This window comes from Rhizobium sp. 05N430 (assembly GCF_056396985.1).
In genome coordinates this window covers 167,622-180,614 of sequence record NZ_JBFTMO010000002.1, presented here as the reverse complement: position 1 = coordinate 180,614, position 12,993 = coordinate 167,622, and the positions used below count along the sequence as shown (strand labels likewise).

General features: G+C 60.6%; 12 protein-coding genes. 8 read left to right on the top strand and 4 right to left on the bottom strand.

All coding sequences use genetic code 11. The features are described 5' to 3' along the window. The first annotated feature begins 21 nt into the window (after positions 1 to 21). From AC1DJO_RS04705 to AC1DJO_RS04690, 4 genes are all read left to right on the top strand, one after another. Positions 22 to 1,062 (top strand): aldo/keto reductase, encoded by a 1,041-nt coding sequence (locus AC1DJO_RS04705; RefSeq protein ID WP_477969475.1) that lies wholly within the window; start codon positions 22 to 24, stop codon positions 1,060 to 1,062. A 55-nt stretch (positions 1,063 to 1,117) separates the two neighbouring features. Continuing rightward, positions 1,118 to 2,155 carry a hypothetical protein gene (locus AC1DJO_RS04700; protein WP_477969473.1) on the top strand — a complete coding sequence of 346 codons (1,038 nt, stop codon included), beginning with the start codon at positions 1,118 to 1,120 and terminating at the stop codon, positions 2,153 to 2,155. 98 nt (positions 2,156 to 2,253) lie between these two features. Next, the gene (locus tag AC1DJO_RS04695) at positions 2,254 to 2,715 is read left to right on the top strand and encodes a helix-turn-helix domain-containing protein (protein ID WP_112514431.1); all 462 of its coding nucleotides are present in this window, start codon (positions 2,254 to 2,256) and stop codon (positions 2,713 to 2,715) included. A 228-nt stretch (positions 2,716 to 2,943) separates the two neighbouring features. Beyond that, positions 2,944 to 3,186 carry a hypothetical protein gene (locus AC1DJO_RS04690; protein WP_112514430.1) on the top strand — a complete coding sequence of 81 codons (243 nt, stop codon included), beginning with the start codon at positions 2,944 to 2,946 and terminating at the stop codon, positions 3,184 to 3,186. Positions 3,187 to 3,386: 200 nt separating this feature from the next. On the opposite strand, the gene AC1DJO_RS04685 is transcribed toward AC1DJO_RS04690, so the two are convergent. Both AC1DJO_RS04685 and AC1DJO_RS04680 read right to left on the bottom strand, forming a co-directional pair. Then, positions 3,387 to 4,340 carry a sulfonate ABC transporter substrate-binding protein gene (locus AC1DJO_RS04685; protein ID WP_477969471.1) on the bottom strand — a complete coding sequence of 318 codons (954 nt, stop codon included), beginning with the start codon at positions 4,338 to 4,340 and terminating at the stop codon, positions 3,387 to 3,389. Between the two features lie 187 nt (positions 4,341 to 4,527). After that, positions 4,528 to 5,571 carry a LacI family DNA-binding transcriptional regulator gene (locus AC1DJO_RS04680; protein WP_477969469.1) on the bottom strand — a complete coding sequence of 348 codons (1,044 nt, stop codon included), beginning with the start codon at positions 5,569 to 5,571 and terminating at the stop codon, positions 4,528 to 4,530. A gap of 161 nt (positions 5,572 to 5,732) precedes the next feature. On the opposite strand from AC1DJO_RS04680, the gene AC1DJO_RS04675 reads away from it, so the two are divergent. Both AC1DJO_RS04675 and AC1DJO_RS04670 read left to right on the top strand, forming a co-directional pair. After that, positions 5,733 to 7,001: an ABC transporter substrate-binding protein gene (locus AC1DJO_RS04675; protein ID WP_477969467.1), complete on the top strand. Its 1,269-nt coding sequence runs from the start codon at positions 5,733 to 5,735 to the stop codon at positions 6,999 to 7,001. A 19-nt stretch (positions 7,002 to 7,020) separates the two neighbouring features. Next, positions 7,021 to 8,673: an acyltransferase gene (locus AC1DJO_RS04670; RefSeq protein WP_477969465.1), complete on the top strand. Its 1,653-nt coding sequence runs from the start codon at positions 7,021 to 7,023 to the stop codon at positions 8,671 to 8,673. A 95-nt stretch (positions 8,674 to 8,768) separates the two neighbouring features. On the opposite strand, the gene AC1DJO_RS04665 is transcribed toward AC1DJO_RS04670, so the two are convergent. Continuing rightward, the gene (locus tag AC1DJO_RS04665) at positions 8,769 to 11,111 is read right to left on the bottom strand and encodes a methyl-accepting chemotaxis protein (protein ID WP_477969463.1); all 2,343 of its coding nucleotides are present in this window, start codon (positions 11,109 to 11,111) and stop codon (positions 8,769 to 8,771) included. 326 nt (positions 11,112 to 11,437) lie between these two features. Between AC1DJO_RS04665 and AC1DJO_RS04660 the strand changes: the two genes are divergently transcribed. After that, positions 11,438 to 11,641 carry a cold-shock protein gene (locus AC1DJO_RS04660; RefSeq protein WP_112388787.1) on the top strand — a complete coding sequence of 68 codons (204 nt, stop codon included), beginning with the start codon at positions 11,438 to 11,440 and terminating at the stop codon, positions 11,639 to 11,641. Between the two features lie 140 nt (positions 11,642 to 11,781). Further along, positions 11,782 to 12,216: a ProQ/FINO family protein gene (locus AC1DJO_RS04655; protein WP_477969461.1), complete on the top strand. Its 435-nt coding sequence runs from the start codon at positions 11,782 to 11,784 to the stop codon at positions 12,214 to 12,216. Positions 12,217 to 12,227: 11 nt separating this feature from the next. Here the strand turns inward: AC1DJO_RS04655 and AC1DJO_RS04650 are convergent, their stop codons facing one another. Continuing rightward, positions 12,228 to 12,857, bottom strand: coding sequence for a TetR/AcrR family transcriptional regulator (locus tag AC1DJO_RS04650; protein WP_477969587.1), 630 nt, complete (start codon positions 12,855 to 12,857; stop codon positions 12,228 to 12,230). Between the last annotated feature and the right edge of the window lie 136 nt (positions 12,858 to 12,993).

Sequence of the window (12,993 nt, the reverse complement as noted above, 5' to 3'; positions counted from 1 at the left end):
GAAGAAGTGTCAGGAAAATCAATGCCAAAAGTGGAGAAGAGAAGCGTCAGCGGGAATGGGCCTGAGGTTACCGTCATGGGCCTGGGAGGGACCGGCCTTGGCAACATGTACCGCGCGACCGACCCGCAAGTGGCGCATGACACCGTTCACGCTGCTTTCGAGAAGGGCTTGCGCTACTTCGATACGGCACCGGTCTATGGCTTCGGCCTGGCGGAGACCCGGCTTGGCGAAGCGATCCGCACGCTGCCGCGCAGCGAAATCGTCATCTCGTCCAAAGTCGGCTACGATCTGGTGCCGATCCCCGACAGCGAGGTCAAACCTGTTCTCTGGGACGAGGCGCCGCCTTTTCGCGCCGATTTCGACTATTCGCGCGATGCCGTCTTCCGGTCGATCGAGGGCTCACTGAAGCGCCTCGGCACTGATTATATCGACATGCTGGCGATCCACGATCCGGACGAGGCGATCCACTTCGCCAAGGGTGAGGATCCGCGCGCCCGCAGCCGCTTCAAGGAAGCGATGGACGGCGCCTATCCGGCACTCGACGAGCTCAGATCGCAGGGTGTCATCAAGGCGATCGGCGTCGGCATCAACCAGTGGCAAATGCTGTCCGATTTCGTCGAAGCGGGTCAGTTCGACTACTTCCTGCTGGCCGGCCGTTACACGCTTCTGGAACAGGAGCCGCTGGCGACACTGTTTCCCGCCTGCGAGCGCAAGGGCACGAAGCTCGTCATTGGCGGCCCCTACAATTCGGGAATTCTGGCAACCGGCGCCGTCAACGGCGCGACCTTCAATACGCGCAATGCGCCGCAGGAGGTTCTGGATCGCGTTGCCCGGCTGAGCTCCGTCTGCGAAAGACATAAGGTGCCGCTTGCCGCTGCCGCACTTCAGTTTCCGCTGGCCCACAAGCTTGTCGTCAGCGTCATACCCGGCGCCCGCTCGGTCGAAGAACTCGAACAGAATCTCGACTACCTCGCGTGGCTGATCCCGGCGGGCCTGTGGTCGGATTTGCGCGATCAGGGGTTGATCGATCCGGCAGCGCCGCTACCCGGCGACACGCAGTGACATGATGCCTCCGCGGCCGGCGATCGCACCCATCGGCGAATCGGAGACGATCCTGTTGTCGACGAAAGCCGACCTGACGTCGGCTGCTGGCTTTCCCGAACTGGAGATATCCGGCCGGCGGATCAGGCTGTTCTTCGTGCGCGAGACTCAGGCGGCGATCACCGACTGGCCGGCTCTCAAGGCGAAAGCGCGGCGCGTTGCCACGGCGCTTGCGCGGGTGGATGCGACGCCTGTTCTGGTCACCGCGCTTGCCGCATCTCCGCTTGCCGCTGTGTTACAGGATGCGGGATGGGCCATCCTGCGTGAAGGCAGCAACGAGATTGTACCGGGCAGCTTTCCAGCGGACATGGCAGACCGGAAAATTCAGGGTTTCGGAAGCCGGAAGCTCAGCCTTCTCTGCGCCCTTTGGCATCTGCGAAACGAAAGCTTCGAAGCGTCGCAACTCGGCGCTGCCGCCGGCGTTTCGGCGACCGCGGCGCGCAGTGCCATTTCCGATGCCGTGCAGCTGGGCTGGCTCGTTCCGCAGGCCCGTGGCCGCAGCCACCGCTACGCCGTCGATAATTCGCGGGCGATCATCGATACGGTGAAAACAACGGCGGCGGCAACAAGCCCGCGCTGGCAGCACTACGCCGTTCCCGCCGATGCCCTCACATCTCTGCCGCAGCGGCTCGATGGATTCTGCCGTACGCATGATATCGGCTATGCGATTACCGGGCGCTACGCTTCGAGCTATTATCTCGGCAGGCGCAGCGATGTGCCGGAGTTGCAGATCAGGCTTTCGCCGTCGGTCGACATCGCCGACCTGCTCGCCCATCTCAGGGCCGCGCCGGTCAAAGCGCCCGGCAATCTCGCGATCGTGATTTCGGCGGATGCCGCCAGCTGGCTCCACGCCAGGCGCGCCCACGGGCTCGATCTTGCCAATCCACTGATCGTCCTCTGCGATCTCTTGAGCCTTGGAAGCCCTGCTGCCGAAGCGATCGAGGCCTGGCTCAGAAGCAGCGAATGCGCTTCAGACGGGGCCAAGTGCCACCCATTGGTACTATATACACAAGCGCGTAGCGGCGAATGGTCCATCCCCAGAAGTAGCGATTGAATTTTTCACTCTGCTCATACACTATCTATTCGCGCCCCCCTATTGATCGGTCTTCCGCAAGGACGCCAATCGACCCTCGCGGTAAACGGAAAAAAGAAATGAACGCCAAGGCCCCGAATGCAATCGACGTCTATGTCGGCTCCCGAGTAAGAATGCGCCGGCTCCTTCTCGGCCTTAGCCAGGAAAGGTTGGCCGATCAGATCGGCGTGACGTTCCAGCAGGTCCAGAAGTATGAAAAAGGCATGAACCGCATCGGTGCCAGCCGCCTGCAGAAGATCGCCGAAGTGCTGTCTGCACAGCCGAGCTATTTCTTCCAGCAGGACGACAACCAGCCGCTGACGCTCGAGGGCCTGGAGATGCCGCAGAAGGCTGATCCGGTTTCAGAATTCCTCCGCTCCAAAGAGGGCCTCGCTCTCAACCGCGCCTTTCTGAAGATCAACGATCCGCAGATCCGCGAAAAGATCGTTTCGCTCGTCAAGGCGATGGCACAGGCCGAAGGCCACCGCGAGGTTGCCGCCGACACGGGCGCTTCGGATTCCAGCGTCCCGCTGAACGGCTGACCGCTGATCCAGCAAAACGATGACATCGAGGCGCGGCCATCCGGACCGCGCCTTTTGATTTCCGCAGCCTATGACCCGAATGGTTGCATCCGGATTCCAGGTTGAATTCCGAAGCGTATTCCGACGCCTAGACGTGTGTCACGCTTGTGTCACGCGCGTCCTGCGGGAAGTTCAACTAGCCTCGTCATGTGGCCGTTTGCAGCGGCAACGATCTCATGGGGTGTGCCAATGGAAGATGCGGTCATCGACATCAGGAACGCGAAGAGCGAGGAGCAGCTGAAGGAGCTGGCCTCGCTTGCAAGACTGATTGCCTTCGCGCGTGAGAATGCCAGGGAGCTCAATGCAGAATTCCCGGCCCATTGCCTGGATATGGCGCTGAATGCCCTGCTTCAGGATCTGCAGGGCAGCGCAGCGCCCGCGATCGCCGAGGAAGGGCAGCGGCTCGAAGCGGCTTTCGCCGTCCGCCACTGACAGAGCCATTTTCTTGCTCCGGAAAACCGGGGCAAGATGATCGCTCGCATGCTTGCTTCAACTGCTTAAACGTTACAGCAAACTGCCCGCAGCCTGCCGGTAGCGATGCTCGCGGTGATGATCGCCATAGTCCGATTTGCCTTCAGCCGATGGCGCTGGAGAACTCCACCGGCTGAGGCCATACATGCTTTCATAAGCCGTCAGGCTTTGCCGCCGCGCACCGCGTCGGCGATCGTGACCTTCTTCGGAATGAGCTTGAGCTCGTAGAAGGTGTCGGCGATCGCCTGCTGCTGCGCGACGACAGAAGCATCCAGGCTCTTCACGCCATAGGACTGACGTTCCAGCGCCCGGACGAGGACCGGTTCCGGAATACCAACGGACGGCGACAGTTCGGCAGCTGCTGCAGCAACGCCGGACTTGGTCCAGTCGTCGATTTCGGAAATCGCTTCGATGACCACATCGATCGCCGCGCTGTGGCCATCGACCAGAGTTTTGGTCCCGAGATAAAACTGATGGTTCGGGACGATGCCTTCGCCGTTTCTGAGCTCGCGCGCTTCGATCGCGATCTCTGCCGCCGCCTGGAACGGATCCCAGATAACCCAGGCATCGACGGCGCCCTTTTCGAAAGCGGCGCGGCCATCGGCCGGAGCGAGGAAGGACGGCTCAACGTCGGCATAGGTCAGGCCGGCTTCTTCGAGCGCCTTGACGAGCAGATAGTGAACATTCGAGCCCTTGTTGAAGGCAACCTTCTTGCCTTTCAGATCGGCAACCGACTTGATCGGGCTATCCTTGGGAACGAGGATCGCTTCGCCGCGCGGGGCCGGCGGCTCGTGTGCGATATAGACGAGCGGCGCATTGGCCGCCTGTGCGAAGATTGGCGGCGTCTCGCCGGTCGAGCCGAAATCGACGGCTCCGGCGTTCAGCGCCTCGAGAAGTTGCGGGCCACCTGGGAATTCAGTCCATTCGACCGAATAGCCGATCGCCTCGAACTTCTTCTCCAGGATACCCTTGCCCTTGAGCAGCACCAGGGTGCCATATTTCTGGTAACCGATGCGAACCACCTTGTCGGCTGCAGTAGCGGTCCGAACCCCGACCAGGGGAGCGGCGATTGCGCCGGCCATGGCCACGGCAAATGCGCGTCTCGAGATTTTCATAGTGAGCCCCTCCGTTGAATTGGTTGGGCCAAAATTAAATTATGTCTACAGCTTTACTAGACTAATCGTGCTGTTTTCGGAGCAGTCCAAGGATTCCATTTTTGATTTTTGCGTCATTCGCAAAATGGGTGCTCAAAAGACCACTCGACCACCCGGTATCGTCAGCGGACAACAACCGGCGCAGCGTCTATTGCGCACGAAGATAGTGGCGCGGCGGGCCAACGGTTCCCCGTTCGATCAGCCGGACCGACATGCCGACGCGGCGCACCCGCGCTTCTGCATTCAGCGCTCTCTCCTTGAGCATATCCCAGCCGACGCGGCCAAGTTCCTCGCGCTCGATGCGAAGCGTCGTCAGTGCCGGGGTGCTGTGCTGCGCGATCGAGATATCGTCCATGCCGACCACCGAATAATCGCGCGGGATGATGTTGCCGCGGGCCCGCAACGCATCGATGACGCCGAGCGCCATGATGTCGTTGCTGCAGACGAATGCCGTCGCCTTGGCGAACCTGCCCTTCTGCATCGCATCGATCAGGGCGTTCGAGAGATCAGGCTCGAGGATCCCCGCAGCCGTCAAGTCGAACAGGTGCCTGTCGGGGTCAACGGCAATTCCGGCCTCCTGCATGGCATCGCGAAAGCCATCGAAGCGTTCCTTGAGCGACGTCCGGAACAGCCGGCTCACATGCACGATTTCAGTATGGCCTTCCGACAGCAGCCTTGTGGTCGCCAGCCAGCCGGCGGATCTGTTGTCGGGTAGGACGCAGGAAAGCCGCATCGTCCGGTCGATGCCGTTGACGATTACCGCCGGCGCATGGCTTCTGGCTACCTGCTCGATCAGGACAGGATGGTCGAGACCGACGAGAAGCAGACAGGCGCCGTCTGCACCGAGCAGATTTTCGACGTTGACGCTGCCCGTTTCGATATCCGGCGTGAGCAGATGGACCTTGGCATCGACGCCGCCCTCCCTTGCCGCATCGAGCGCGCCCTGAATGACGCCCTCATAGAATTTCGAATTCAGATAAAGTGCGGCCGTGGTCACAACCGCCAGGCCGGATGGAAAGGCTTCCGTTACCTCTGTCGTCTTGTGACGATAGTCGAGGCGCGCAGCCGCCTCCAGGATTCGCTCCCGGCTCTCGATCCCGACCCCTGACCGGTTGTTCAGCGCCTTCGACACCGAGGCAATTGAAACGCCTGCGGCTTCGGCAATATCAGAGATGCGTGATCTGCGTGTCATCAAGGGGTTCTCCTCGCACCTTGATTAGCACGGCCGGTTGAACCTCGCCACCATTCAAGAAATTTTCTCCGGTTACGAAATTTTTCTTTCGTGATCCATTTTTTCGTCTATCGTTGCACGGTCGCCGCATCAAGCGGGCGGCATTGACCTGGGAGGGGAAGATGCTGAGACGTCGAGAATTTATCGCAAGTGCAATTGCCGCCGCCATTATCGACATTCCCGCGGCACTGGCTGCGGACGAATCGCTGAGAGTGTTCTGGTGGGGCAACCCGGACAGGGCAAAACGGACCGGCGAGGTCATCAAGCAGTTCGAAGCCGCCGCACCTGGCGCAAAATTCACCGGACAGGTCGCCACTTCCGACTATTGGGTGAAACTGAGCACCATGGTCGCGGGCCGCAATGTGCCGGATGTCTTCGCGCTAGAGCCGGTCACCTTTGCCGACTATTCCCGCCGCGGAGCGACACTAGATCTGACGCCGTTTCGCGACAGCATCATCAAATCGACGGATTTCGCTCCCGGCGCACTGGATCTCGGCACGGTCGATGGAAAACTGACCGGCATTCCGACATCGCTCAACGCCGCGGCCCTGATCGTCGACAAGGCAGCGCTGGAGAAAGCCGGAGTTCCGGTGCCGGCGGCGTCCACGACCTGGGAGCAGTTCAAGACGATCTGCACCGACTTCAAGAAGACTGTTAGTTCCGCAAGCCTCTTTGCCGTCGGCAACGGCGCGCGATACAGCTTCGTCTTCGAAGTCTGGCTGCGCCAGCGCGGCAAGACACTGTTCACGCAAGACGGACAGCTGGGCTTCCAGGAAGCCGACGCGATCGAGTGGTTCGATTACTGGGATCAGCTGGCGAAGGCAGGCGGCTGCGTGACCGCCGATATTCAGGCCCTCGACAAGGGCAATATCGAAACAAATCCGATCGCCAGCGGCAATGCCGTGATGGCGTTTGCCTATTCCAATCAGCTTGCCGGTTACGGTGCATTGGCGAAATCGGAAATGTCGATCGGCTCGCTGCCGGTGCAGGAGGCGTCCGGTCCCTCGGGGTTGTTTTACCGGCCTTCGACGCTATGGTCGATATCGCCCTGGTCGAAGTCGCCGGAGACGGCTGCGAAGTTCATCAACTTCTTCGTCAACGACACCAATGCCGGACATGCTCTTGGAACCGAACGCGGCGTTCCTGTGAATGCGAAGATCCAGGGCGACGTCGCCGCCACCGGCGACAAGGTATCGAAACAGACGATCGACTACATCGTTTCGTTGAAGGATAGGGTCGGCCCCTATCCGCCTGCAATCCCGATCGGCGCCGCCGAGTTCTCGCAGCAGGTTTTGACTGCGACTGCCGACAGCGTCGCCTTCGAGCAGATGACGCCATCCGACGCTGGCAAGCAGCTCATGTCGGAAGGCAAGCGCATATTCGGCGGATGAGCAGTACCGGGGAAGTATGATGGATCAGCGCAATAGTCCGCAGCAGCCGTTGGACGAGCACAAGGAAGCGCGCAGACTGCAGTTCCTGCCGTGGGAGCGTGCCGCTGCCGACCTCGACCATCCTGACCATATCGAACGAAAGACTGCGCTGCAGAAGTCCTGCGGCGCGGAATTCGCCGATACGTCCTACATCGCCGGGCACGCGGCGGTCTTTACAGAAAGCCTGAAGATGGGCGAGCGGTCATGGATCGCGGGGCATGCGCTGGTCCGCGGTGCAGTCGTGCTTGGCGATGATTGTACCATCAACCCCTTCGCCTGCGTTTCCGGAAAGGTGACCTGCGGCAATGGTGTGCGGATCGCATCGCATGCGTCGATCGTCGGCTTCAATCACGGTTTCGACAATCCCGGCGTGCCGATCCACCGGCAGAAGGTGACCACGACTGGCATCACCATCGGAGACGACGTCTGGATCGGCGCCAATGCTGTCGTGCTTGACGGCGCCGTCATCGGCAGCGGGGCTGTCATTGCGGCGGGGGCTGTCGTTTCCGGCGAAATTCCGCCGATGGCGATCGCCGGCGGCGTACCGGCGCGGGTCATCCGCATGCGAGGCCAGCCGCCCCGGTCATCCCGGCCCGGTAGCGTCGAGGGCAATCTTCATACGCTTGGACAGAAGGCGCGGGATCAGTGGCCGGAGATCCTTCAGCGCTGGAAAACTGCCGACGCCTATCTGTCACTTGAAGCTGATGGCGTCGCCCGCCCGGCTGCCCGCCATCTCTGCGATGCGATCGAGATTGCTGCAGGCTTCGGCGAACTGCCGCCCGGACTGAATGTGGCGGAGACCATCGAGCGGCTCCGGAGCCTTCAGGACCGTGAGACCGGTCTTTTCCCGGAAGCTGGAACACACTTCACCGGCACCGCACTGCGGCAGGATCCGAAAGCGCTCTATAATGTGCTCTCCGCCGGCTACGCACTCGAAGTCCTGGGCTCCCATCCGCAGCAGGCAATCCAGGCCGTGCAGATCGATCCCGCCGAACTCGATCGCTGGCTCCTGGGATTGCCTTGGAAAACCGCAGCCTGGAGCGCGGGCAGCGTCATCGATGCGATCGGCACCGCCATGTATTTCAACGCGAGATATTTCAACGTGGACCAGCCACGCAAAGCGCTGTTCGAATGGCTGACGCGGCATGTCAACGTGGCGACAGGTGTATGGGGCGAACCGACGGCCGCGGAAGGCTGGCTACAGCCTGTCAACGGCTTCTACCGCCTGACGCGCGGAACCTATGCACAATTCGGCGTGCCGCTTCCGAAACCACACGAAGCGTTTGAAACCGTGCTGCTGAACTACCGGAACCATCAGGGCTTCACCGGCTCCAAATACACCGCGTGCAATCTTCTCGATACGATCCACCCTCTCCTGCTCATCGCGCGCCAGAGTGATTACCGGCGTGGCGACGCCGAAGACATCGCCCGGAAGATTATTGCCAGAGCGGTGGACCGCTGGCAGGACGGCGAAGGTTTCGCCTTTGCCGATGGCAGCCCGGCCAGCCTGCAGGGAACCGAAATGTGGCTGTCGGTCGTTCATCTGGCAGCCCAGTATCTTGGGGTGGCGGACGCATTCTCCTTTGTGCCAAAGGGCGTGCATCGCACGGCCGCCGTCGGCCTCGGTTTATAGCGAGAAGCCCAATCGCGCTCGCAGAACGGAAAAGGCCGCAACGAAATCCATCGCTGCGGCCCTTCCGTCACTCTCGCTGCCGCCGCAGGCGAGCGTTAAAACTCTTTCCAGTCGTTGCTGGCCGAATGCGTCGTCCCGCCCGATCCGCCGAAGGCAACGGCAAGCTTTGTCGAGAGCGTTCGCGCCGGCGAGGCGACCGCGTGAAGCCTGCTGCCGTTTGCCGTTCTATGGGTATTGCCCGAGACGTCGTAAGGCCGGTTTCCGGTGGTGCCATCGTCCAGCTTGAATTGTGCCAGACGTTCCGCCAGCGCCGCGACTTCGGTCGCCAGCGTGTGGCAGGCAGCGTTGGATTCTTCGACCATGGCGGCATTCTTCTGCGTTGCCTGGTCCATCTGGTTGACCGCGGTATTGATCTCCTGAAGGCCCGTCGACTGCTCCCTCGCGGACTTGACGATTGCGTCGACATTCTGGTCGATCTGCTGCACCTGACCGACGATGGCCGATAAAGCGTTGCCCGTTTCGGTGACCAGATCAACGCCAGTCTTGACCTGCGATCCAGAGGAGACGATCAGCGTCTTGATTTCCTTCGCGGCACCGGCCGAGCGCTGGGCAAGCTCGCGAACCTCCTGCGCGACGACCGCGAAGCCCTTGCCGGCCTCCCCTGCCCTCGCCGCTTCGACGCCGGCGTTGAGAGCCAGCAGATTGGTCTGGAAAGCGATGTCGTCGATGACGCCGATGATATTGGAGATCGACCGCGACGATTGCTCGATCGCATGCATGGCATCGACAGCGCGCCGGACGATCTCGCCCGAGCGCTCTGCGTCGCCCTTTGTGCGGGCGACCATCGATCCGGCCTCTTCGGCACGGACGGTCGAATCCTTGACGGAAGTAGTGATCTGTTCGAGCGCTGCTGCGGTTTCCTCGACGGACGCTGCCTGCTGCTCCGTGCGCCGCGCCAGATCATCGGCGGCGGAGCGAACCTCGCCGGCGCCGCTCTGGATCACATTGGCATTCTGCGAGAAAGAGACCATCGCCGAGCGAAGCTTGACGATCGAGTCGTTGAAATTGACGCGGGTCTCATCGAGAGCAGCGGTGAAGGGCTGCTCGAGCACCGTCGTCATGTCGCCTTCTGCAAGCCTCGAAAGTCCGCGCGCCAGCTCGCCGACCGCGAATTTGACGTCGGCTTCCTGCGCCGTGTTCAGCCGTGCGCGCTCTGCCCGCTCCTTCTCCTGCTGCGCGTGCGTGGCAGCAGCCTGATTTTCAAGATCGGACTTCTGTCGATTGCTCTCCAGCAGCCGGCTCAGCGAGCGGGAGAGATCGCCGATCTCATCCTTCGAACCGGCGTCCTTGATCTGTACGTCGAGCTTGCCGGCGGCGATCTCGGCCGTCTCGGAAATCACATTGGAGATCCGGCCGATGAAACGGCGCGCGATCAGCCAGCCGGCGATGCCGAGCATCAGGGCGGCGACGCCGGTCGAGATCAGCGCATCGCGGATCATTGCATTCAGCTCGGCAAAAAGCGTTGCCTTCGGTACAGATATCACCGCATACCAGTCCGGCCCCTCGCCGAGCTTGACGGGAACGGCGACCGCCAGAGAAGCAGTGCCATCGCTCGCCGTCAGCTGCTGCTCGGCACCGGGTTTGGCGATCAGGCCGTCCCATCCGGCCGTCTCATCGCCTGCCTGGCCGAGGCTCTTTCCGATCAGTGCAATATTCGGATGGCTGACAATCTTGCCGCCGCCGCTGACGAGCCCGATGAAGCCTGTCCCCATTGGCTGGATCTGTGACAGCGCCTTGCTGGTATCCTGAAGCGAAAGATCGAGCCCTGCGACGCCCACTGGCTTTCCATCGATGATGATCGGCTTGGTGACCGAGGTCATCAGCACTTCCTTGCCATCGATCGTGTAGGGATAGGGCTCGACGACGGTCGTTTTGCGCGTCGTGAACGGAACCTGATAATAATCGCCTGGGCCCGGCGTCGCATAGTCGGTCAATGCGGTGTGGGTAATCTGCGTGCCGCTGCGAACCCAGTAGGGCACATAGCGGCCGGTCTGGTCATAACCTTCCTTGTTGGCGAAATCCTTGTCCTTGCCGTCGAAGGCATCCGGCTCCCAGCCGGTCCAGGTCGCCAGGATTGCCGGATTGGCCTGCAGCATGTTCAAGAGAATCTTGTCGGCCTTGGTGCGATCGGCATCGCCGGTCTGCTTCAAAGTCTGCAAAACGGCGTCCAGGCTATCGACGATATGGACGGTACCGCCAATATCGCGCTCGACAGCAATCGCCTCGGACCGGGCGATCTGGCGCATCTGATCCATGCTTTCTGTGCGTATTTCGGTGTAGGATCTGAAGAAAAGCACGCCGGATGCGGCAATAACGGCAACGACGCCGCAAGCGCCAATCGAGAATAGATTACGACCTGTCGTTGTTTTGAAGAGCATATTAGTAACTCGTTCCCGTCATGATTGTTTTACGTTGAACCCGCCGCCGATATTCTTGGCTTTAGACTTACAATTTTAGCTATTCATGATTAAGGAATGTTTGATTGACAGATATCTTGGAAAGCAATCAGACGGGCGTCACGAGGCGCCTTTGGCGTCAAAATTGCTTTTGCGAGGCCGATCGCAAAACGATTGCTGGACCAAACGCCGTTCTTCTGCGAAAGAACTACACCCTGTAAAAAGGCGTAAACCGTTGATAAGCCGGCGCGCGAGCGATAGGCTCCGGCGGCGATTGAAAACGGCTAAGAGAAGTAAAAGGAACTCTGATGGCTACTGGTACTGTAAAATTCTTCAACGATGACAAGGGCTTTGGCTTCATTACCCCGGAAAGCGGTGGCGCTGACGTATTCGTGCACGTGTCTGCTCTGCAGCGCGGCGGCTCGCTTCGCGAAGGCGACAAGGTGAGCTTCGAAGTCGGACAGGACCGCAAGACCGGCAAGTCCAAGGCCGAAAACGTCGCAGTTCTCTAATATTTTGCAGGGCCCAGCCGCACACCTGTGCCGGCTGGGCCTTCATTCGATGCCGATGATCAGGTCCCCGTCACGGGAACATCAGCGGATGTCGCGGTTTTTTCACAATGGCAACGTATGGAAGCCATGTGGAGTAAATCATGCGCAAAGCCTGGACTGTCAGCCGCGGACCGATCGCGGCAACCGAAGCGGATGTCGAGAAAGCCCGGGCGATCAACGCCATGCTGACCCGCTCGATTGGAATTCTGCCCGAAAATCCCGGTGACCCCATCCTGCCCTTCGCGGTCGGACTCTTCAACGAGATCAAGGCGCTGCTGAAGCCGGAGCATGGCGTGAGCAGCCTGCGCCGGGCAACGGCGTTCCACATTTTCTCCAAGCGCTATTATTTCGCCAGCGCCCAGCTCGATTCGATGCGCCACGACATCGACGGCAGACCGGTCGAACCGCTCAGCGCTGCGGACCGGCTGGCGGCGCAGAAAAGCTTTCTCGACGTGAAGCGGCAACTGATGCGCACGAGCATCGAAAGACAGCCGGCCAACAAGCCACATATCGACGAAGCGCGCGCCGGGCACTAGCCGCCCCTCCTTCAGTTTGGCGCATAGCCGTGGCGTGAATAGAATCTGTCGAGTTCGCGTTGTTCCGGCGACCGGCCGGTGAAGATTTCCACATATTCCGGAATACGCTTCATGCGCACCGCAAGGTCTTCCTGCGACTGCATCGAGATATAGCCGATCTGCACCAGATACACGGTGCGGGCCCGGACATCGGCTCTGGCTTCGTCTTCGCCGAAGCGGTGCAGCATTTTCGTCAGGGCGGAAATCCGAAGCTGATCGGCTTCCTGCACTTCCGCAAGCGTTTCCGCCGATTGAAGCCCCCAGCTTCGGATAGCAAACTCGAATTTGGCATCGAACAGTGCAGGATCGATCCAGCAGTCGAAAACGTTCAGCATCGCCTCGGCCACCGTTTCCGCATAGGCTTCCGAACGCCTGACCAGATTTCCGGTATTCTTGTCCCGCCATCTGGCGACCAGCGCGCCGAGCAACTCTTCGCGATCCTTGAAGAACCAGTAGAAGCTGGTGCGCGACAGCGAGAGCTTCTTCGCGAGCGGCAGGATACGCACGCTATCGACGCCCGACTCCAGCAGCGAGGCATAGGCCGCCTCGAGCCACACATCCGGCGAGCCCCGCCAGCCGCTATCATTCTGTAATCGCTCCATGGCGCAGAGGTACCAAACTCCCATCGCGGCAACAACGGGTTTGTGCATCGCTGTCTGCCAGCAAAACAGCAATGCCTTCTAAATTGACATAAGTGTACATTTCTGGATAACCTTCGATCCCAGTCATGAACACTGG